Raw genomic sequence first — 20364 nt, forward strand, 5'->3', positions numbered from 1 at the left:
CCACCGCCCTTCCCCAAATCTGAGATGGTTCTGGAAGCTCCCGCTCGCGATTTTGAACGGAATGGCGCGGCGCCGGCAATACAACGAACTTCTCGACCTCGACGATCGATTCCTCGCAGACATTGGTGTATCGAGAACGATGATTGCGGAAGCCCGAAAGGCTTCGTTCTCCGATTGGCGCGACAGTTGGTGATTGTTCGCAATTCTATCGATCAGGCGCCGCACTTGCTCGTGCACGGGCGGCGCCTGCTTCTCTCCGCCCATTGGCGGCCGTCGAGCTCACGCAAAGGCTAGGAACACGACATCTAATTTCGGCAATCGCCGTTCAAAACTCCAGCTTGTCACGTATAGCCGCGATGCCGGCTCTCGCGCACGCTTCATCCGCGTCGCCACCCGGCGCTCCGGACACGCCGACCGCTCCGACCAGAGAGCCGCCTGCTTCGACGATCAACCCACCTCCTATGGTGACCACCCCCGGAAGACTCCGAATGCCCGCCTGCATCATGCCCGGCTGGCTGGCCGCATTCAGCTCTGCCGTACTGGTCTTGAACGACGCAGCCGTCCAGGCCTTGCCCGATGCCGTTGACGGCGTATGGGGGCCCGCAAAGCGGTCACGCAACATGACTTGCGTCACGCCGGAGCGATCGACGACGGCGACGGCAACCTGGTAGCCATGATCACGGCAGCTCCCCAGCGCAGCGGTCGCGAGATCGAGCGCCAGCTCCGGAGTAAGTGATTTGTAGGCCACCAAAGCTTCTTCTGCCCGCATTGGGCAGACGGACGCGATCAGCAGGGCCGTCGCGGCCGACAGACATCGGACATTCATGGTGATCTCCGGCAAAGTGGACGATCGTTTATTTGCTCTCACCATATGTCAGATCATCGAACAGGGTCACGCTATCCGCCTTGGTCCACAGGCCGATCATGCCGGCATCCGCGATGGTGGCATCCTCCACTTCAAACAATGGCTTTCCGTCATAGGTCACCTTGAATCGACTTCCAGCGAAGTCGCAGCGCAGCAGGTGCCACTGCCCTGATGTCACTGGTGTGCTGACACCGTATCCGCCTTTGCGACCAACGATCCCCAGCGAGGTCCTGACACCCTTGATCGTCTTGTAGAGCACGACATTATCCTCCAGCGCATTAGCCCGGACGACGTAATAATTGTCCGCATCTTTCGCGCGCCAGACGATGCCTGCGGCGCGGTCTTCCGACCCGGTGACCGCCTTGAATTTGACCTCAACGAAGCCGTCGCGGATGGCGGTGCCGCTCTTGATGGCCACCGGAAACGTCGCGCGTCCTGATTGCTTGAGAACGTTCGGTTTGCTTGGCGCCGTAGGGTCGGCCTCGACGGTCCATTTCGGTTGTCCCTTGCCGGTCATCGTCAAGGTCCACCCCTCGGGCGAGATTCCGGCAGGAGTGTCGTCAAAATTCAGGGTCTCGGCCATTGCGGTTCCTCCCATTAACAAAATCAGCACAGACGCCACGGCGAACCGCGCGCGTAGAGAAGATCGCGAAGGAAAGTTTGCGAGGGTGCACATCATCAGTCGTCCTGTCCAATAGCCTTCAAGGGGCACGATGTCCTTATCCGTCAGTTCAGGAAAGGAAGCGTCGATGCGATCAGCGATATGCCCGCCAGCAGCAACAGCGCCAGCACTGTCTTGCGGAAGGTTTCGTCATCGATCTTTCCGAACAACCGGAAGCCCGACCACAGCCCGGCCACCATGAATGGAGCGCCCAGGGCGTACAGCGCCAGGGTTTGCTTCGTGATGCTCCCCGCAGCGGCTTGCGAAATCGAGATGACGACAAAGGCCGCGAACAGCACCGGCTGGAACACGGCCCTCTGCAAATCCTTCGGCCATCCTCGCCATTGGCAAGAGATCGTCGAGATGATGCCGCCGAGGCCCGTCAACCCGCCAAGCAGGCCATTTGAGATGCCGATTGCAATGTCGGCTCGAGTCCCAATCTTGATCGGAGCAAATACCGGTCGCGCGAGACCGTAGATTGCGTAGACGATCAGCAACGTACCAACACCGAACCGGAGGTAAGCCGGATTCAGATACGAGAGAATGCCGACTCCGATGGGAATCCCGATGACGGTCCCGAGCGCGAGCGGCCACGCCTTGCGTAAATCCAGGCTGTTGCGCAATTTGAAGATGCCATAGCCCTGCGTGAGCAGGCCGTAGCCTGCTATCAGCGTTGCGGTCTGCATCGGCGTGATGATGTGCAGCCAGACGCCCGATACGACGAGGCCCATTGCAAATCCGGAAAATCCGCTGACGAAGCCCCCAACAAGGGCGGCGAGCGCAAAAACCACGAAGACAAGTCCATCCATAGGCCGTTCCCCCGAAAAACGAGGCAGACGAACGCTTGGATGGATATCCATCTGACGGGGAGGTCGCGGATCCCCAATCGACTGAGTTCACTCCCGAGCCGGCAGCGTTCGCTCCCGGCTCGGTATCGTCATGCCCTCCTCGCAACAATCCAGCATGCGCATCCTCATTTCTCATTTCAGCCCGGTCAGCACCCATGCCGGCTGAAGAACCGGATAGGCGATCAGCCCAATAACGGCCGTGACGGCAATCAGGGCGGGGTTACTGACCTTCCAGCGGAACAGCACGGCGAGCGAGACGATACCGATCAGCGCGGTCAGCCAGTCGCCGATCGCGATCTTGCCGAGCAGTAAGCATGCGCCCAGAATGGTTCCGATCGCTGCCGCGTAGGCGCCCTTCACGAAGCCCTGCACGTTCGGATTGTTGCGGTGTCGCGCCAGCAACGGCGCGACGATCAGGACCAGCAGGAACGACGGCAGGAATATCCCGACCGTGGAAATCAGCGAGCCCCAGAAGCCCGCCACCAAATAGCCGACGAAAGTGGCCGTGATCACGACCGGGCCGGGGCTCATCATGCCGATCGCGACAGCGACCAGAAATTCGCGCTCGTTGAGCCAGCCATACTGCTGCACCAGCCCCTGCTCCAGGAATGGAACGATCACGAGGCCGCTGCCAAACGTCAGTGAACCCGCTTTGAGAAAGAACAGCAGCAGCTTCCCCAACGTCGATCCGGTCGCGGCCGGCGCGACGCCGGGTGCCGCTGCCGGGATCACCGCAAGCTGAAGAGCGACCGGCGCGCGCTTGATGTTGCCGTAATAGATGATCCCGACGATCCCTGCCCCGATGAACAGAAATGCGACCTCCGCCTTCAGGATCACGGTCACGGCGAGACAGATCGCGGCGATCGCCCATTGCAGCCAATCTTCCATGCCGAGCTTGGCGAGGCGATAGCAGGAATGTAGGATCAGCGCGATCACGGCCGGGCTGACGCCATAAAAGATGCCGGTGACCGCCTTCAGATCCCCGAGATGGACATAGAGCGCGCCGAGCACCGCGACGATGACGAAGTTCGGCAGGATGAACGCCCAGCCGCCGGCCCACGCGCCCCAGAAGCCGCAACGCAAATAAGCGATGAAAATGCCCACCTGGATCGCGAGCGGGCCGGGAAGCGACTGGCAAATGGCGATGGTCTCGCGCATCTGCTCCTTGGTGAGCCACTTCTTGTCGCTGACCAGTTCACGCTCCATCTGGCCGACGAGGGCGACCGGCCCACCGAAGCCGAGAAAGCCGAGCCGCAGAAAATAGCGAACCATCTCGCCCATTGCGCCGCGTTCGCTCGTCGTGGTTGAGGTCGTCATCACTTATCCCCGTTGCCGTAATATGCGGGCTGCAAAATGCCATCGAGCGGGCCGCCGAGTCCCATCGGGAGCAATTCGATCTGGTCGCCGCTGCGCGTCACCTGATAACAGCCGTCGTCGTTCTCTCCGAGATAAAGGCAAAGCTCGTCCTTTTCGACGACCCATTTGCCTGTCTTCTTCACGCCCATCGAGAAGCTTCGTAGCGTGCCGTCCTTCTCATAGAGAAGCCGATAATGAATCTCGTCCGTCAGTTGCTTGCCGGCAAAGCGGTTGCGAATTTCCGTCCCGGTCAGCTTGCGAAAATTTGCCGCCCCGACAAAACGGGTATCGAGGGCGACCAGTCCGGCGATGCCGGTCGCGAGTGCCGTGATGAGGCACCTCACAAACTGCCCGTTCGATTTCGCCATTCTCACTTCTTGCAGGCCTTCAGGCACATTTTATACTCGGTCTTGCAGGCTGGACCGGCGTAGTTTTTCATGCACGCCGCGCGCTGTTCGGCGCAGACCTTGCAGGACTGCGCGTCAGCCGCGTGTTCGCTGGCCAGCAGACCAGCCAGCGCGAACATTGTGACTGCAAGATTTCTCATTCGCAATTTCCCGTCATAGCTCCCTCCTCAGCTTTCTCTCGCATATTGATCGTAAAGTGCGGAGGCGTTGTCCCAGCGAATAGCCTCCATATAGATGTCGACATAGCGGGCCGCCGCCGCACCGAAGTCCATGTGATAGGCATGCTCGTACATGTCGAGCACCAGCACGGGACGGCCGCCGGCAAGCGTCGTGGTATGGTCGGCCGCCCATTGGTTGACCAGCCGCTTGTTGCGCGGTGAATAGGACAGGATCACCCAACCCGATCCACCGCCCTCCGCTTTGCCCATGGCCGAGAACTCTGCACGCCATCGCTCGATGCTGCCGAAGTCGCGTACGATCGCCTCGGCGAGAGCACCGCCCGGCCTGCTCGCGCCGCCGAGGCCGTCGAAATAGATCTCGTGCAGGATCATCGAATTCATCGCGATCAGCTCTTCGCGCTTCAGGCCGTTGATGACGAAGTTCGGCGCCTTTGCAAAGTCCAGCTCGGCGAGTTGCGCGCCGATCGCGTTGAGCCGCTTCACCGCGCCGCCGTAGTTGTTCTCGTAATGGCTCACGAGGACCTTTTCGGAGATGCCGCTGATCGATTTCGGATCGAACGGCAGCGGTTTGACCTGGTAGGACATTGCCCTGGCTCCTGTGCGTTTCCTTGCCGGCCGCGATCTCGCAGCCGTTGCCTCAACTCTTGGTGCTGGCGGTCTTGTCGAGCGCAGCCCGCAAACCTTCGGCGAGCCTGACGGCGTCGTCGTTCGCCCAGAAATGCATGAAGAACAGTCGCGGCTGCTCGTCCAACATGTGACTGTGGAGTGCGGTCACCTCGATGCCGTGCGTTCGCAGCGCCAGGATCACCGGATTCACCTCGTCGGCCGTCAGCACGAAGTCGCCGGTGATGGCCGCCTTGCCTCCGCCGGTCGGTTGGAAGTTGATGCCGATTGCAACGCCCATCGGGCCGACAGGCGTGAGCGCCATCCCCTCTTGCATGACCGGATCGCGCCGCTTGACGTTGAACTGGTACACCCCGCCATTGGCCTGGCCCTTCACCCCGATGATCTGGTCGAGCTTGGCGGTATCGAGGTCGACGGCGGGCGGCGGGCTCGCCGGCGCTGCGACGGTGAGCGGGGTCTTGCTTTCGGCGAGCGCTGCGTGGATCGCGGACGCCAGCTTGACGGGATCCCCGTGGCCGGCGACGTGCATGTAGAAAGTCGCCGGGCTGGCGCGCAGCAGATGATTGTGGACAGCCGTGATCTCGATGCCATCAGCGATCATCTTGGCCATCACGGGGTTGATCTCGGTTTCGAGCAAAACCAGGTCACCCATGACCATTGCGCCGCCATGGCCGGGCTTGAACGCAACCCAGCCGCCGAGCGCCAGCGCCGGCTTGATCGTCACGCCGTCCAGTGTCACTGCGAGGTCCGTGCGCGGAAAGCCGTAGCGGTGGACGTCGTCCGAGACGGCCGCCTTGCGGCCGAGAGTTTCGTCGATCTTCTGCCAGTCGATCGCCTCCGCGGCGTGGGCCGTCGAGAGGAATGGCGTGAGCATATCTCGGCCAAGCCTCTGGCCGGTCGCGCCGAGAATGGCGGCGCAGGCTGCTGCGCCGATCAATACAGCGGTCATCTTTCGCATGGCATGCTCCTCATTTCTGCTCTTTGACCTGCCCGCTGCTGTCGACGACGAGCCGGACCGGCTTGCCATCCTTGATCGCCTTGGCACTGATGCCTTCAGCGGTCGACTTGATGTCGCTGACCTGCGCGTAGCCGGCCGCCTGTATCCGGGCGACAAGCTCTTCCTGAGAAAGGGCTAGCGCGGGCGAAAGTCCGCCCGCGCTTGCCAGCAGCAGAGCTGCAGACGCGATGATTTGCTTTCGCATGATCATTCTCCTGGTCTTGCTCCCAGCCCAGGTTCCGTCGGTGTCGTCACCTTTCTGGCGACGACGGCGCGCTGCAGCGGCATGAACAGCCATGCCCGTTAGCGCTTGACCTTGTTGGTCGGCCAGTTGTGCGTTTCGCCGGTTGCGTCGCGGCACCATCGGTAAAACGCATCGTAGAGCAGCATGCCGGCATCCAGCTGTTCGAGGTCGTCATCGAACATGCGCGACAGGCCGAGCGAAGCAGCCAGCAGGCCCGGAGCCTCCGGGCTGAGATCGAGCCGCGCCGTATCGGCGGCCCGCACCATCTCGGCGAGCCTGACCATCGGCGGTGTCGAAAGTCCGAACTCCTGCACCATCACGTCGAAGGTGCAGAGTTCGCCACGGTGGCTCCAGAACACATTTTCAATGTCGAAGGGCGTGGCATTGAACCGGTCGGCCGTGGCCTCGACTTCCGCGGCCGACACGTAAAGGAACACGGCGGCGGGATCGATGAAACGCCGGATCAGCCAGGGACAGGCGATACGGTCGATCTTGGGACGCGCTCGCGTGACCCATACCGTGCGGCCGCGTCCGTCGCGCTTGGGCATCCTGCTCACTGGAACGGTCGGAAGCTTCGCTTCCTTCCAGGCGAGATGGCCGCCTTCCAAGGATTCTGCATCAACGTTGCTGCAGCGGAGCCAGGCGGCCGTTCCTTCGCTGAGCTTCTGCCCCTTTTGGCAAATGACGACCACGGACTGCCCGGTCAGGCGCGAAGCCCAATCCTGAACGTCGAGATGAGAGCGTCTGGTCGCGCCGGGTATCAAACGCGGATCGGCCGCGAAATCCTCGTCTATGCGGACATCGATCAGCGTCGGCGCGTTGGCCGTGCCGATCAGGCGGGATAATTTGTCGGGTGAAATCGAAGTGTATGATGTGGACATGCTGCGCCCTTGGTGATCAGGACGCGATTCTTGGGCATGTCGCCTCGCGGGGAGATCGCATTTCCCCGGACCGGAAATAAAAACCCTGGTGGCTGGGCTGTCAACCCGCCCGTGCCGAAAGCTGCAAAGAAATCAACTCGAAGACATCATGGCTCGAAGCCGGCGTCGCATAGGAACCGCGAGCTACCGGCGCCATCAGCGCGGCGTGAACTGGTTGAGGTCGTGAATGCCCATCTGATGTTCGAGCTGGGCGACGCGAGCCGCCATCTTCTCGAAGCCATCTGCACCGAACAATTCGTGCTCCTTCTTCTCGAAATCCTCGGACATCGCGTCGTATTCGTTGGAAGACACCACGTCTTTCAGTTTCGGAAAGAGATCAGTGTCCTCGCGAGCCGCGTGGGGTCGATACATCGTGATGAACGATTGCATCGCACCGATCAGCTGCCTCCGATCGTCGGCGTTGCTTCGGCCCGACGGCGCAAGCCTCAGGATATTGTCCGTGACCTTCCGGCCCGCCTCGTGCTGGCGCAGCAGGGTGTCCACCAGATCGGTCATCTGGCCCGCTGTCCTGAAGCGCGGAAAGACGTGCTGCTCCTCGGATTTTTCATGGTAGTTGTTGATGAAATCGCGGACGATTCCGGCGGACTGCGTGATCAGGGCGGGATCGAAATCCTCGTTTGACGAGAGCTTCCGGATTCCAGCCTCGTAGAGCAATAGCACGCGATCGAGCACGCCATGCTCGCGCATCAGATCTTCGGGCGGGGTGACCTCTTCGTCCTTCTTCTCCCTGCCCTTCTCCTTCGCGCCGACACTTTTGCGTTCGGCAAAGACCGGGCCTGTGACGACGGCGGGCGCCGCGATCGCCGCCAGCGCTCCTCCGAGCAACAGCAAGCGACGCTTGCTTGACATGACGACCATCACGGCCCTCCCGTGGAGTTTTGGGCTCACACTTGGCGCGGGCGCCGGTCCCTCAGCGCCAGGCCTTTTCGTTCTTCTGCTCGTAATCCCTGAAGGCCTTCTCGAGCCCGCCCAGAACCTCGGCGGAGGTCTCGAACATCGCCTTGAGCTGTGGTTCATCCACCTTCTGCACGTCTTCACGCAGATGGTTCCGGATATCGTGGAGCGCCTTCTGCATCTTCTGGGTATGGTGCCGGGGATCGCGATCTGCCGCACTTGCCATGCTCAGTCTCCTCGCTGCTAATATGGCCTCGCCGGACTCGAAAAGCGTCTGGCGCGACGGCGCACCAACGGACGACGTCAGGCCTCGTTCCAATGACGAAATTCGATAAGACCGCATGAATTTCAAGCATTTGCTGACCGGATTGGACATCGTTGACCGAAGTTCGGTAAACCTGTCCCGGAACCCGATCGAGCGTCCGTGAGCCATCTCAACTCGTCACCAGACGTGTCCGTCAACCAGCCGCCCCGCGCCGGCTCGCCGCTGGAAGTCCTGCGCATCTTCTTCAAGCTCGGCCTCACCTGTTTCGGCGGTCCGATCGCCCATATCGGCTATTTCCGCGACGAGTTCGTGGTGCGGAGGAAGTGGATCGACGAGCACGCCTATGCCGACCTGGTCGGGCTGTGCCAGTTCCTGCCAGGACCCGCCAGCAGTCAGGTGGGCTTTTCGATCGGCCTGATGCGGGCCGGCTACCTCGGCGCGCTTGCCGCCTGGACCGGGTTCACCCTACCGTCGGCTTTGATCCTCGTCCTGTTCGCCTATGGCGCCAACGCGCTAGGCGGGCCTGCCGGCGCCGGATTGCTGCACGGATTGAAGCTCACCGCCGTCGCAATCGTGGCGCAGGCGGTCTGGGGCATGGCGCGCAACCTTTGTCCCGACCGCGCGCGCGCCTCGATCGCAGCGGTCGCAGCGCTCATCATTCTGTTCAGCACGGCGTCGATCGCTCAGATCGGAGCGATCATGCTCGGCGGCCTCGCGGGTCTGTGGCTATGCCGCAGCGATGCGCCGGCGCCATCAGGGCACGTCGCGATGCCGGTATCCCGAACCGTCGGGCTGCTCACGCTCGGGGCGTTCTTCGTCCTGCTGGCCGGGCTTCCCCTGCTGCGGGGTCTGACGGGATCCGCGGGCGTCGCGCTGTTCGATGCCTTCTACCGTTCCGGCGCGCTCGTCTTTGGCGGCGGGCACGTCGTGCTTCCCCTGCTCCGCGAAGCCTTCGTCGCGCCGGGATGGCTCAGCGACGATGCCTTTCTCGCCGGCTATGGCGCGGCCCAGGCGGTGCCGGGCCCGCTGTTCACGTTCGCGGCGTATCTCGGCACGGTGGTCTCTCCGGAGCCGCACGGCGTGGCCGGCGCGGCGCTCGGCCTTGTCGGCATCTTCCTGCCGGGAATCCTGGTCCTGCTCGGCGCATTGCCGTTCTGGGACTCGTTCCGGACGCGCGCCGGCGCCCAGGCGATGATGCGCGGCGTCAACGCCGCGGTGGTGGGCGTGCTCGGTGCTGCGCTGTACAATCCGGTCTGGACCACCACCGTGCATTCGCCGCGGGATTTCGGCATCGCGCTTGTCGGCTTCGTCCTGCTGGTCGCCTGGCGCGCCCCTCCGCTGATCGTCGTCGCCTTCAGCGCCGCTGCGGGAACGGCGATGGCGCTGCTTTAGCGAGGTCCACCTTCGGTCATAGCCAGTTCTGCACGGCCGGCAATCTCGTCAGCGCGCCAGCACCGCACCGCATGTCCATCGGGGCGCGTCTCCAGAACTGGCCCCGGCTCGTGGCGGCACACGGCTTCCGCGTAACGACAGCGCGGGCTGAAGGCGCATCCGTTCGGCGGATTGAGCGGATTTGGCAGATCGCCGCCTGTCGTCGCCAACGCAGCTTGGCGCAAAGGATCCGGAATCGCTGCGATCAGGGCTTGCGTATAGGGATGCGCCGGCCGTTCGAAGATCTCGCGCCAGTCGCCGTTCTCGACGATGCGGCCGAGATACATGACGGCGACGCGGTCGCTCATGTGCTCGACGACGCCGAGGTCGTGGCTGATCATGATGTAGGACAGGCCGAGCGTCTCCTTCAATTCCAGCAGCAGATTGATGATCTGGGCGCGGATCGAGACGTCGAGCGCCGACACCGGCTCGTCGCAGATGACGATCTTGGGATTGAGGATCAGCGCGCGCGCAATGCCGATGCGCTGGCGCTGACCACCCGAGAATTCGTGCGGGTAACGATCGGCCTGCTCGGGCCGCAGGCCGACATGCCGCAGCATCGTTGCGACGCGGTCCTCGATCTCGCTTCTTGCGGTGACGCCGTGCACGCGCAAGGGATCTTCCAACGTGCGACGCACGGTCTGGCGCGGATTGAGCGAGGCGTAGGGATCCTGAAACACGATCTGAACGGTGCGGGCGAGCGACTTGCGATCGCGCGATTGCCTTGATGTCACGACCTGCCCGTCCAACACGATGCGGCCGCGCGTCGGCGTCAGCAGGCCCAGGATCGACAGGGCGACCGTCGATTTCCCCGAGCCGGACTCGCCGACCAGGCCGAGGCATTCTCCGCGCTTCAAGGTGAGGTCGACGCCGTCGACGGCGCGAAGCAGCCGCTCGCCACGGCCCAGCAGGCCGCCGCCAACAGGGAAATGAACCGCGAGATCCTCGACGCTGAGGATGAGATCGTTATCCGGCCTCCCCTGCGGTTCATGCATGGTGGTGACACCTCACCAGACCGCCCGCCTCCAGCATGTCCGTCTTCGGCGCGGTCGTGCGGCAGATCTCCGTCGCCTGCGCGCAGCGCGGATTGAAGCGGCAGCCATCGGGAAAACTGGTGATGGCCGGGACCACGCCCGCGATCTCCTTGAGCCTGTTACGCCCGAGCGCTGCGCGGCTGCCCAGCCGCGGCAGCGAGTCGACGAGGCCCTGGGTATAGGGATGCGAGGGGTTGCGGAAGATGTCGGCCGAGCCGCGCTCCTCGACGATGCGGCCGGCATACATCACCGCGACGCGGCGGCAGACATTGGCGACGAGGCCGAGATCGTGGCTGATCATCAGGATCGCCGTCCCGCGCTCGGCACAGAGATTTCGCATCAGCTCGATGATCTCGGCCTGCACGGTGACGTCGAGCGCGGTGGTCGGCTCGTCGGCGATCAACAGATCCGGCCCGCAGGCGAGCGCGATCGCGATCATCACGCGCTGGCGCATGCCGCCGGAGAGCTGATGCGGATAGTCGTTCACGCGCCGCTCCGGCGCGGGGACGCGGACATCAGCCAGCGCTTCGATCGCGAGCTTGTTGGCCTCGCGCCAGCTCTTACCCTTGTGCAGCACGAACATTTCCGCGATCTGCCGTCCCACCGGCGACACCGGATTGAGCGCCGTCATCGGCTCCTGGAAGATCATGGCGATGCTGTTGCCGCGCAGGTCTCGCTGTTTGGCCGCGGACAGGTGCTGGATCTCCTTGCCCTCAAACCGGATGACACCGCTGCCAATCGACAGTGGCGGCCGCAACAGGCCGATCAGGGCCAGCGCCGTGATGCTCTTGCCGCAACCGGATTCGCCGACGAGACCGAACGTCTCGCCGCGCGAGATGCGGAATGAAACGCCCTCGGCCGCGGCGACGCGCTTCGCTCCGTCGTCGAGATCGATGCGCAGGTCCTCGACTTCGATCAGCGGCGCCTCCGTCATGTCCGCCGGCTCCGCGATTGCGGATCGAGAATGTCGCGCAGGCCGTCGCCGAGCAGGTTCAAACCGAGCACAGTCAGGAAGATGGCAAGGCCCGGAAATACCGAGAGCCACGGCGCCGTCGTGATCTGCTCGCGCGCGTCCGAGAGCATGCTACCCCAGCTCGGAAACGGCGGCTGCACGCCAAGACCAAGGAACGACAACGCAGCTTCGGACAAGACCGCGCTGCCCATGCCGAGCGTGCCGATGACGACGATCGGCCCCAGCATGTTCGGCAACAGCTGCGTGATCATGATGCGCAGATCGCCGTAGCCGAGCACGGTCGCCGCCTGCACATAGCCCTGGCTCCGCAGCGACAGCGCAGAGGCGCGCGCGATCCGGCAGGTGAAGGACCAGTTGGTCAGCCCGAGCGCGATCAAGAGGCTGGTCAGGCCCGGTCCAAGCACCGCCATGATGGCGAGCGCGAAGATCAGCGAGGGGATCGCGAGCATGAGATTGGTCAGGGCATTGACGACATCGTCCCACCAACCGCCCCAATAGCCCGCGCTCAGGCCGAGCGCGACCCCGATGACGCTGTTGATGAGCTGCGAGACGATGCCGACCGTCAGCGAGACGCGGGCGCCATAGACGACGCGGGAATAGATGTCGCGGCCTTGGTCGTCGGTGCCGAACCACCAGGTCCAGCTTGGCGGCTCCTCCGCGTTCACGAGGTTGGCGTCGAGGACCGGATCGGTGTGCGCCAGCCACGGCGCCAGCAGGCCGACGACGATTGCAAGCGCGAACAAGACGCCGCCGATGACGAGATTGGCGCGGAGCTTCATGCGTATCTGATCCTGGGATCGATCACGCCGTAGAGCACGTCGATCAAGAGATTGATCGCGAGAAAGGCCAGCACCACGACCAGGATGGAGCCTTGGACGGCGGGAACGTCGCGCTGGAGCACGCTATCGACCAGCAGCGAGCCGATGCCTGGCCAGGAGAACAATTTCTCGACCACGACCGCCTGCCCCATCAGCGCGCCGAACTGCAGGCCCATGGTGGTGAGAATGATCACCAGCGCGTTGCGCATGACGTGCCACTTCACCACCCTGATCTCGCTCATGCCCTTCGAGCGCGCGGTGCGGACGAAATCGGCGGTCATGATCTCGAGGACGGCGGCGCGCGTCGTCCGCGCCAGCAATGCCATCGGCGAGACACCGAGCGTCACGGCCGGCAGCAGCAGATATTTGAGGCTCCCATCGCCATAGCCGAAGCTCGGCAGCCAGCCGAGCTTCAACGCAAACAAATACATCAGCACCAGTCCGAGCCAGAATTTCGCGATCGAGAGGCCCGACACCGCCACGAACATCGCCGCACTGTCGACGAACCCGCCCGGTCGCAATGCCGCGACGAAACCGAGCGGCACGCCGAGCAGAACCGCGAACGCCATGGACGTGAAGATCAGCTGCAGCGTCGGCCAGGCCCGCTTGGCGATCATGGTCGTCACGGGCTCGCGGGTGCGGAACGAGGTCCCGAAATCACCGGTCGCGAGCTTGGCGATGTACTTGCCGAAGCGAACATGGACGGGATCGTCGAGGCCGAGTTGCTGCTTCATGCGAAGCTCGACCTGGGGATCGGCATCGTCGCTCATGCTCGATACGATGCTGCCGGGAACGACGCTGAACAGCACGAACACCAGCAGCACGACGGCGAGCACGGTCGGAATGGTTTGCAGCAGACGACGGATCAGGAAGGAGAGCATCGGCACTTTCTTCCCTCCCCCCATCGCTCATTGCGATGAGGGAAGCCAAGAGAACGCGTGTCACTTTGCGGGCGAGGTCTCGTCGACCCAGAGCTCTTCGGCGTTCTGGTGGGTCAGCTCCGTCGGGTTCTTTTGAATGCCGTGGAGCCAGGGCTGCACGGCCATGACCGCCTTGTTGTAGTTGAAGAACCAGACCGGCGCCTCCTCGTAGAGCAGTGCATTGGCCTTTTGCAGCAGCTGGGTGCGCTTCGCGGCGTCGTCCGTCTGTCCCGCCTCGTCGAGGATCTTGTCGAAGTCGGCGTTCTTGAAATTCATGTAGTTGCAGGCCGGCTGCGGCGTCGACGAGTGGAAGCATTTCAACGCCGCCAGCGGATCCGGGCCACTCTGCTGGGAATAGATGAAGGCCTGGTAGTCGCCGGTGCGCACCACCTCCGCCAGCACCGCGGTCTCGACCTGCTTGACCTTCGCCTTGATGCCCACCTTGTCCAGCATCGGGATGACGGCCGAGACGATCGGCAGGCCCCAGCTTTCATTCTGGCTGGTGGTCCATTCGAATTCGAAGCCGTTTGGATAGCCGGCATCGGCGAGCAGCTGCTTGGCCTTCGCCGGATCGTAAGGGTACGGCTTCATCGCCTTGTCGTAGGCCGGTGAGGTCAGCGGCAGCCAGCTGGTGGCGCGGTAGGCCTTGCCCTTGACCAGCTTATTGATGATCAGATCGGCATCGATCGCGTAGTTGATCGCCTGCCGCACGCGCTTGTCGGCGAACGGCTTGAACGCGGGGTTCATCCCCATGTAGCGCGTGAAGACTTCGGCGACTTCGACGATGGTGCCCTTGAGATCGGGATCAGCCTGATAGGCGACATATTGGGCCGGTCCGAGCACCGAGGTATCAATTTCCTTGTTGCGGAAGGCGACGTCGCGCGCCGCGGCCTCCCCCATGATCGAGACGATGACCTTGTCGGCATAGGGCTTGCCGGGCTTGTAGAACTTGTCCCACCGCTCCAGAACGATGCGCGAGCCCGGCACGTGCTCGACGAATTTGAACGGACCGAGTCCGATCGGATGCTGGATGAAACTTTCCTTGGCGCCCTCGTCTGCAGGATAAATCGACGTCAATGCGGTGAAGAAATAGAAGCCGGGATCGACCTTCTCGGTCAGCTTCATCTCGAGGGTGAAGTCGTCGATCTTCTTGAGGCCGGAGATCTCCTTGGCCTGTCCCTTCTCGACCGCGGCCGCGCCCTCGATGATGCGAACAAAACGCGCGCCTGGATAGGCCTTGGTGCCGTCCATGATGCGGTTGAAGGTCCAGATGATGTCGTCAGCCGTCATCTTGCGGCCATTGTGGAAATAGGCATCGTCCCGGAGCTTGAAGGTCTGCACGAGGCCGCCGCCCGAGACGACGACCTCCTTCGCAAGCTCGGGAACCGGCTTCCCCTCCGCCGAATCCCAGGTGTAGAGCGAGCGATGCAGCGCCTTGGCGTAGATTTCGTCCTGGGCGCGTTGGGTGGTGTGGATGTCTAGACTGGTGAAGCTCGAACCATAGGGCGCGGTCATGCGGATGGTTCCGCCCTTGCGCGGGGTCTGGGCCTCCGCCGATCCTGCGAGCACCAGTCCCAGGCCGGCGATGATTGCCATCATTCTGAACATCATGTGTCCCCCCAAATAGCGCAGGTACTCCGATCAGGGATTTGATCATTCGTCGCCCGTTGAATGCAAGCTTCGTTTTGACGGCAATCAATGCCGGTTCCTGAGGCAGGTACGGAGACTACATGACAGGTTGCATTCCTGCGCGACGCAAGTTCGCCGATTGACGCAGTGCGTCATCGAGCGACCAGCTCGTGAACATTTTCGACGTCTTCAGGCTGACAATTCCGGCTGCCAGTCCCTCAGCTTTCGCGCTGCACCCGTCACGTCAGCGATCGTCCGAAACGCTGCCGCTTCCACCATCGTCCCGCGCGCGAGCCGAACGGCGCGCGCCTCACTCACCGCACGCTTTTTCGGGTCCTCGATCAGCTCGAAATCGATGTTGTGGGCGAGACCGAATATCCGGCGGATGGTTTTGGCGGCGGCGAATCCGAGCGTGTCGGTGAAGAGGCGCTGCATGTAGGCCTGCCGTTCGGCCTCGAGCCGCACGGCGCCCTTTTCCCCGGTAAAGAGCGAGACTGGATAGGCATCGCCGCTCGCCTCCGATCGCCAGAGGTCGAGGAATTTTCGCGTGAATTCGTTCCAGACGCTTTCGACTGTCTCCAACACCCAGGCTTCGAACACCGCCCGCTCGCCCGATCCGCGTTCGTGGCCAGCGGAGGCGAAATAAGCCATCAGCAGATTGGCCAACACTGCGCCGACGTCAAAGCCCATCGGGCCGTAGAAGGCGAACTCGGGATCGATCACCCGCGTCTGACTCTCCGTTACCATGATCGAGCCGGTGTGGAGATCGCCATGGATTAGCGCCTCGGGGCTCGCCATGAATTTCAGCTTCAGGCGGCTGATCGCAACATGCAGCTCCATGTCCTCGCGCAAGGACGCCGAGAGGCCATCGAGGTGGGGCGCGGTCCAGCGGTTCTGCTCGGCGATGCGATAGGGATCGGTGAAGATCAGATCCTCGGTGATCTTGCACAGCGCATGGTTGCCGGCGAACGCCGCGATGGCCTCTTTCTTCTCGGCCGCAGGGATCGCGAGGTCGGACGTGAAGAACAGATTCCGCGCCATGAAGGTGGTGATGTCGTCCGCAAAGCGCGGATAGCGTATCCCTGCGACCAGCCCCTTGCGCATGATGATGTGGGGCTCGAGCAGTTCCATCACGGTGAGCGCCAGCGTCTCGTTGTGATGCAGCAGCGCCGGCACGAGGCCAGGCGCAAGCTTGGCCTGCCGGGTCAGCGCGAGATATTCGTAATGGGCCCGCGACAGCGGCAGCGGCCAGCTTTCGCCGACGAGGCGGACGTAAGGCAGTGCCTGCTTGACGGCGATGCCGCCGCGCGCGCCCTTCACGATGAAGACGAGATTGAGATTGCCGTCGCCGACCTCGGTGATGGCCCAAGCAGCCGGCTCGCCCCCGAGCTGGGCTACGAGGTCAGGCAAGCCCGCGAGATAGTCCCGCAAGGCCGCCTCATGCAAAATCCGATAGTCCCCTGCCCGGCTCCCAGTCATGACGATCCTTCCCAGTATTGAGGGCCGGATCGTTACTCCCGCTCCAGGAAGCTCGAGCCGATCTCGGCCTTTCTTTTGATGGGATCGTAATCACAATAGACGCTGTCCGCCACCAGCGTGTAGCTGGCATAGACGGTGTATTTGTCCGTCTTGACCGAGTTCAACCCGATCACCGAGGTGCTCTTGCCGCCGTTCCATTTGAACGGCGTCGAGCTCTTGGCCTGCTCGCAGGCCAGCACCGCCTCGTTGAAGACGTAGCCCTCGACGAAGGCTTTCAGCGTTCGCACCTGCACAGCCATCTTCCACTCGACATAGCCGACGCCGCCGAGGCCAGCGACAACAAGCACCAGAAGCGCGACGACGATCCTCTGAAAAGTCATTTGCTCCCCCCAACAATGAAACAGCACAAAATTCTAAGCGAGTAAGGCGACCAGGCAAGGTGTATCGTCGTGGCACTACACCTCTCCCGAAGAGAGAGGTCGGATCGCATCGAACGATGCGATCCGGGTGAGGGGTTACTGTCTGCCCGTCTATTGCGGCCCCTCACCCGGATTGCACTGGACGATTGCTTCGCATCGCCAGGAGCAATCCGACCTCTCCCCTCCGGGGCGAGGTGAAGCTAAAACGGCATTCCCATCAATTTCGAAAGACGGTCGAGCGAGAGATAACCGGCGTGATAGGCGGCAACGCCGAGGCCATAGATGATCGCCGAGATGATGGTGGTCCAGACCAGCTTGCGCTTCATGCCGGTCAGAACAGGGGCGCCCGGATCGGTGCCGGGCGCACCGCCACCATCCTCGTGCTGGCTGCGGACTCCGAACGGCAGCGTCAAGAACAACGATATCCACCAGATGACGAAGTAGATCGCGAGCCCGGTTGAGATCTGATAGGCCATGATCCGGTCTTACGCCTGCTCGATTTCGACCAGTGCGCCGGAAAAGTCCTTCGGGTGCAGGAACAGCACCGGCTTGCCGTGGGCGCCGATCTTCGGAACGCCGTCGCCGAGCACGCGCGCACCCTCCTTCACCAGCGTGTCGCGCGAGGCGATGATGTCGACGACCTCGTAGCAGACATGGTGGATGCCGCCGTCGGCATTGCGCTCGAGGAATTTTGCGATCGGCGAGGTCTCACCTAACGGCTCGATGAACTCGATCTTGGTGTTGGGCAGCGTCGCGAAGACGGTGGTGACGCCATGCTCGGGCAGCGCGACGGCCTCGGAAATCTGCGCCCCGAATGCCGCGCCGTAGATCCTGGCGGCCTTGACGGCGTCCTTGGTCGCGATCGCGACATGGTTGAGCCGGCCCAGCATGGTTGTCTCCCCGTTATACTGTCAGGACATGTACCAGACAGGGGGGCTTTTTGCCCCAATGTTCGTTGATGACGGCCCGGACGGCGCGTCGCACCGATTCAGCCAGGGCGTCCGGATCCCTGCGTCGGGCTTTCGGCAGGCCCTCGACCGTGGACATCACGGCGTCGAAAACGATGTCGTCGAAGGGCTCGCCTGCCCGGTTCTTCTCGGGAATGCCGACCAGATCGACCTCGGGCTCGCCGGCGAGCTCGCCCTGGGCGGTCATGGCGATGGCGACGAACGCGCAGCCCGAGAACGCCATGCGGCGGCGTTCGACCACCGCGCGGGATTTGGAGTCCTCCAGAATGGTGCCGTCCTTGTAGAGCCGACCGGATGGCACCTCGCCGACCACGCCGGGATCGCCGGGACCGAGCTTGACGAGGTCACCGTTACGAATGACCAGGACACGAGGCACGCCGGCGGCGCGCGCAAGTTTTGCGTGATCGTTCAGATGCAGCGCTTCGCCATGGACGGGGATCAGGAGCTGCGGCTTCACCCAGGAGATCATGTCGCGCAATTCATCGCGGCGCGGATGGCCCGAGACGTGGACCAGATGATCGCGGTCGGTGAGGACTTCGACGCCCTGCAGCACCAGATTGTTGATGATCGAACCGACGGCCTTCTCGTTGCCGGGGATGGTGCGCGAGGAGAAGATCACGCTGTCGCCGCGGTTGAGGGTGATCTCAGGATGGTCGTCATTGGCGATGCGGGCCAGCGCCGCGCGCGGTTCGCCCTGGCTGCCGGTGCAGAGCGCCAGCACCTTGTCCTGCGGCAGATGGCCATAGACCTCGGGCGAGCGGAAGTTCTGCACACCGTCGAGATAGCCGGTCTCGCGCGCGACCTGCACCACGCGCTCCATGGCGCGGCCGACCACGACGACCTCGCGATCGGCAGCTTTCGCCGCATCGGCGACGGCCTTGATGCGCGCGACGTTGGAGGCGAAGGTCGTGACCGCGACGCGGCCCTTGGCCGATTTGACGAGATCGATGATGGTGCGAGCGACTTCGGCCTCGGACGGCGAGCGGCCGTCGCGCACGGCGTTGGTGGAATCGCCGATCAAGGCGAGCACGCCCTCCTCGCCGAGCTCGCGCAGCCGCTTCTCGTCGGTCGGTCGTCCCAGCGTCGGGGTCGGATCGATCTTCCAGTCGCCGGTGTGCAACACCACTCCGGCGTCGGTGTGAATCGCGAGCGCATGCGCTTCCGGAATCGAATGCGCGACCGGGATGAACTCGACATTGAACGGGCCGACGTCGATACGGCCGCCTGACGGGACCACCGTAACCGGAATGTTCGGCGCATTGCGCTCGGCGGCGCATTTGGCCTCGAACAGCGCCGCACTGAACTGGGTCGCATAGATCGGGCATTTCAGCTTCGGCCAGAGATCGATGATGGCGCCAAAGTGATCCTCATGGGCGTGAGTCAGCACCAGGCCCATCAGGTTTTTGCGCTCCTTCTCCAGGAAGCTGATGTCAGGCATGATCAAATCGATGCCGGGCAGATGCTCCTCATCGCCGAAGGAGACACCGAGATCGACCGCCAACCAAGAACGCTGGTGGCGGTTGCCGAGGCCATAGATCGACAAATTCATGCCGATCTCGCCGACACCGCCGAGCGGCGCAAACACCAGTTCGTCGGGCCTTGCCATCACGCAGCTCCCACCGAACGGACCGGGCCGAAGAACACCTCGCCCGCGGCGATCGGTACAAGCCGGCCCTCCGCGGTGCGGACGATCAGGCAGCCGGTGTCGTCGATCGTGTCAAAAATGCCTTCCAGCACCATGGTACCCGTGTGGATCGCAATGGGCTCGCCGAGGCGCGCGGCGCGCTCCAGCCACAGCTTACGGATCTCGGCAAAACCGCGGCCATTATCCCAGATGCCGCGGAACTCGACCCAGGCGTCCGAGAGCGCCGAAAACAGCTCTTCCGCGCTGATCTGGACGCCGAGGGCAGCGAGCGAGACCGCCGGCGTCGGCGTGCCCTCGGGCGCCGCCACGATATTGGTGCCGATGCCCGTAACGATGGCGAGGCGATTGCCGACGGCTTCGGCCTCCAGGCCAATGCCGACCAGCTTCTTGCCGTTGGCGAGGACATCGTTCGGCCATTTCAGGGCGTATCGGGGCCGGTCGGGGCCGAGCCGCAGCGCGGCCTCCAGGCTGACCTTCTCCAAGGCGGCCTCTTCCGCCAGCCCCGCAGCGAAGCCGATCGTGGCGGCCACCGCAGGCGCGACATCCAGGACTTCCAGGACGCTGGCGGCGAGATTGCCTTTAGGCGCGATCCAGGGGCGCTGGCGACGGCCACGGCCGGCGGTCTGCTCTGATGTCACGAACCAGATCGGACCGCGTTCGCCAGCGCGGGCCGCTTCGATCGCATCGGCGTTGGTCGAGCCGGTCCGCTCCAAGGCTGCGAGCTTGTAGCCCGCGGCCAATGCGCGAGGACCGAGCGCGAAACCCAT

General features: G+C 63.2%; 25 protein-coding genes. 2 read left to right on the forward strand and 23 right to left on the reverse strand.

Translation table 11 applies throughout. The features are described from left to right. Positions 1-61: 61 nt before the first annotated feature. The gene (locus tag BM374_RS39330; RefSeq protein ID WP_244552550.1) at positions 62-193 is read left to right on the forward strand and encodes a YjiS-like domain-containing protein; all 132 of its coding nucleotides are present in this window, start codon (positions 62-64) and stop codon (positions 191-193) included. A gap of 132 nt (positions 194-325) precedes the next feature. Here the strand turns inward: BM374_RS39330 and BM374_RS08205 are convergent, their stop codons facing one another. From BM374_RS08205 to BM374_RS08255, 12 genes are all read right to left on the reverse strand, one after another. After that, on the reverse strand, positions 326-826 hold the full coding sequence (locus BM374_RS08205; RefSeq protein WP_092291852.1) for a GlcG/HbpS family heme-binding protein: 501 nt from the start codon (positions 824-826) through the stop codon (positions 326-328). A gap of 28 nt (positions 827-854) precedes the next feature. Then, the gene (locus tag BM374_RS08210) at positions 855-1448 is read right to left on the reverse strand and encodes a hypothetical protein (RefSeq protein WP_244552551.1); all 594 of its coding nucleotides are present in this window, start codon (positions 1446-1448) and stop codon (positions 855-857) included. A 143-nt stretch (positions 1449-1591) separates the two neighbouring features. Beyond that, the gene (locus BM374_RS08215; RefSeq protein WP_244552552.1) at positions 1592-2317 is read right to left on the reverse strand and encodes a sulfite exporter TauE/SafE family protein; all 726 of its coding nucleotides are present in this window, start codon (positions 2315-2317) and stop codon (positions 1592-1594) included. Between the two features lie 189 nt (positions 2318-2506). Continuing rightward, positions 2507-3691 (reverse strand): chromate efflux transporter, encoded by a 1185-nt coding sequence (chrA, locus tag BM374_RS08220; protein ID WP_092290838.1) that lies wholly within the window; start codon positions 3689-3691, stop codon positions 2507-2509. Then, entirely contained in the window at positions 3691-4125 is a 435-nt protein-coding gene (locus BM374_RS08225; RefSeq protein ID WP_143270165.1) for a hypothetical protein, read from the reverse strand. Before BM374_RS08225 ends, chrA (BM374_RS08220) begins: the two co-directional genes overlap by 1 nt. Further along, positions 4101-4277 carry a hypothetical protein gene (locus BM374_RS38485; protein WP_177248175.1) on the reverse strand — a complete coding sequence of 59 codons (177 nt, stop codon included), beginning with the start codon at positions 4275-4277 and terminating at the stop codon, positions 4101-4103. Before BM374_RS38485 ends, BM374_RS08225 begins: the two co-directional genes overlap by 25 nt. Before the next feature lie 27 nt (positions 4278-4304). Further along, entirely contained in the window at positions 4305-4901 is a 597-nt protein-coding gene (locus BM374_RS08230; protein ID WP_092290842.1) for a superoxide dismutase, read from the reverse strand. A 52-nt stretch (positions 4902-4953) separates the two neighbouring features. Next, positions 4954-5898 (reverse strand): DUF1259 domain-containing protein, encoded by a 945-nt coding sequence (locus BM374_RS08235; protein WP_092290844.1) that lies wholly within the window; start codon positions 5896-5898, stop codon positions 4954-4956. Positions 5899-5908: 10 nt separating this feature from the next. Next, positions 5909-6142 (reverse strand): PepSY domain-containing protein, encoded by a 234-nt coding sequence (locus BM374_RS08240; RefSeq protein WP_092291856.1) that lies wholly within the window; start codon positions 6140-6142, stop codon positions 5909-5911. Between the two features lie 98 nt (positions 6143-6240). After that, entirely contained in the window at positions 6241-7062 is an 822-nt protein-coding gene (locus BM374_RS08245; protein ID WP_092290846.1) for a chromate resistance protein ChrB domain-containing protein, read from the reverse strand. A 195-nt stretch (positions 7063-7257) separates the two neighbouring features. Then, the gene (locus BM374_RS08250) at positions 7258-7980 is read right to left on the reverse strand and encodes a hemerythrin domain-containing protein (RefSeq protein WP_244552553.1); all 723 of its coding nucleotides are present in this window, start codon (positions 7978-7980) and stop codon (positions 7258-7260) included. 52 nt (positions 7981-8032) lie between these two features. After that, on the reverse strand, positions 8033-8242 hold the full coding sequence (locus BM374_RS08255) for a hypothetical protein (protein WP_092290850.1): 210 nt from the start codon (positions 8240-8242) through the stop codon (positions 8033-8035). Positions 8243-8440: 198 nt separating this feature from the next. Between BM374_RS08255 and chrA (BM374_RS08260) the strand changes: the two genes are divergently transcribed. Next, positions 8441-9673 (forward strand): chromate efflux transporter, encoded by a 1233-nt coding sequence (gene chrA, locus BM374_RS08260; protein ID WP_244552554.1) that lies wholly within the window; start codon positions 8441-8443, stop codon positions 9671-9673. Here the strand turns inward: chrA (BM374_RS08260) and BM374_RS08265 are convergent. From BM374_RS08265 to BM374_RS08315, 11 genes are all read right to left on the reverse strand, one after another. Further along, positions 9670-10707 (reverse strand): ABC transporter ATP-binding protein, encoded by a 1038-nt coding sequence (locus BM374_RS08265; protein WP_092290854.1) that lies wholly within the window; start codon positions 10705-10707, stop codon positions 9670-9672. The two genes, chrA (BM374_RS08260) and BM374_RS08265, sit on opposite strands and share 4 nt — an antisense overlap. Next, positions 10700-11680 (reverse strand): ABC transporter ATP-binding protein, encoded by a 981-nt coding sequence (locus BM374_RS08270; protein ID WP_092290856.1) that lies wholly within the window; start codon positions 11678-11680, stop codon positions 10700-10702. The genes BM374_RS08265 and BM374_RS08270 overlap by 8 nt, the downstream gene beginning before the upstream one ends. Beyond that, positions 11677-12498, reverse strand: coding sequence for an ABC transporter permease (locus tag BM374_RS08275; RefSeq protein ID WP_092290858.1), 822 nt, complete (start codon positions 12496-12498; stop codon positions 11677-11679). Before BM374_RS08275 ends, BM374_RS08270 begins: the two co-directional genes overlap by 4 nt. Further along, positions 12495-13418 carry an ABC transporter permease gene (locus tag BM374_RS08280; RefSeq protein ID WP_092290860.1) on the reverse strand — a complete coding sequence of 308 codons (924 nt, stop codon included), beginning with the start codon at positions 13416-13418 and terminating at the stop codon, positions 12495-12497. The genes BM374_RS08275 and BM374_RS08280 overlap by 4 nt, the downstream gene beginning before the upstream one ends. Before the next feature lie 60 nt (positions 13419-13478). Further along, complete coding sequence (locus BM374_RS08285; RefSeq protein WP_092290862.1) at positions 13479-15068, reverse strand: ABC transporter substrate-binding protein; 1590 nt, start codon at positions 15066-15068, stop codon at positions 13479-13481. A 207-nt stretch (positions 15069-15275) separates the two neighbouring features. After that, positions 15276-16565 carry an S-methyl-5-thioribose kinase gene (gene mtnK, locus BM374_RS08290; protein WP_092290864.1) on the reverse strand — a complete coding sequence of 430 codons (1290 nt, stop codon included), beginning with the start codon at positions 16563-16565 and terminating at the stop codon, positions 15276-15278. A gap of 32 nt (positions 16566-16597) precedes the next feature. After that, complete coding sequence (locus BM374_RS08295) at positions 16598-16945, reverse strand: hypothetical protein (protein WP_092290866.1); 348 nt, start codon at positions 16943-16945, stop codon at positions 16598-16600. Between the two features lie 239 nt (positions 16946-17184). Further along, positions 17185-17460 (reverse strand): DUF1467 family protein, encoded by a 276-nt coding sequence (locus tag BM374_RS08300; protein ID WP_092290868.1) that lies wholly within the window; start codon positions 17458-17460, stop codon positions 17185-17187. A 9-nt stretch (positions 17461-17469) separates the two neighbouring features. After that, positions 17470-17874: a methylmalonyl-CoA epimerase gene (gene mce, locus BM374_RS08305; RefSeq protein WP_092290870.1), complete on the reverse strand. Its 405-nt coding sequence runs from the start codon at positions 17872-17874 to the stop codon at positions 17470-17472. 13 nt (positions 17875-17887) lie between these two features. Further along, positions 17888-19558, reverse strand: a complete 1671-nt coding sequence (locus BM374_RS08310; RefSeq protein ID WP_092290872.1) for a ribonuclease J — start codon at positions 19556-19558, stop codon at positions 17888-17890. Next, complete coding sequence (locus tag BM374_RS08315; RefSeq protein WP_092290874.1) at positions 19558-20364, reverse strand: biotin--[acetyl-CoA-carboxylase] ligase; 807 nt, start codon at positions 20362-20364, stop codon at positions 19558-19560. Before BM374_RS08315 ends, BM374_RS08310 begins: the two co-directional genes overlap by 1 nt.

Origin of the sequence: Bradyrhizobium sp. Ghvi, from assembly GCF_900115265.1 — a bacterium.
Taxonomy (GTDB): domain Bacteria; phylum Pseudomonadota; class Alphaproteobacteria; order Rhizobiales; family Xanthobacteraceae; genus Bradyrhizobium.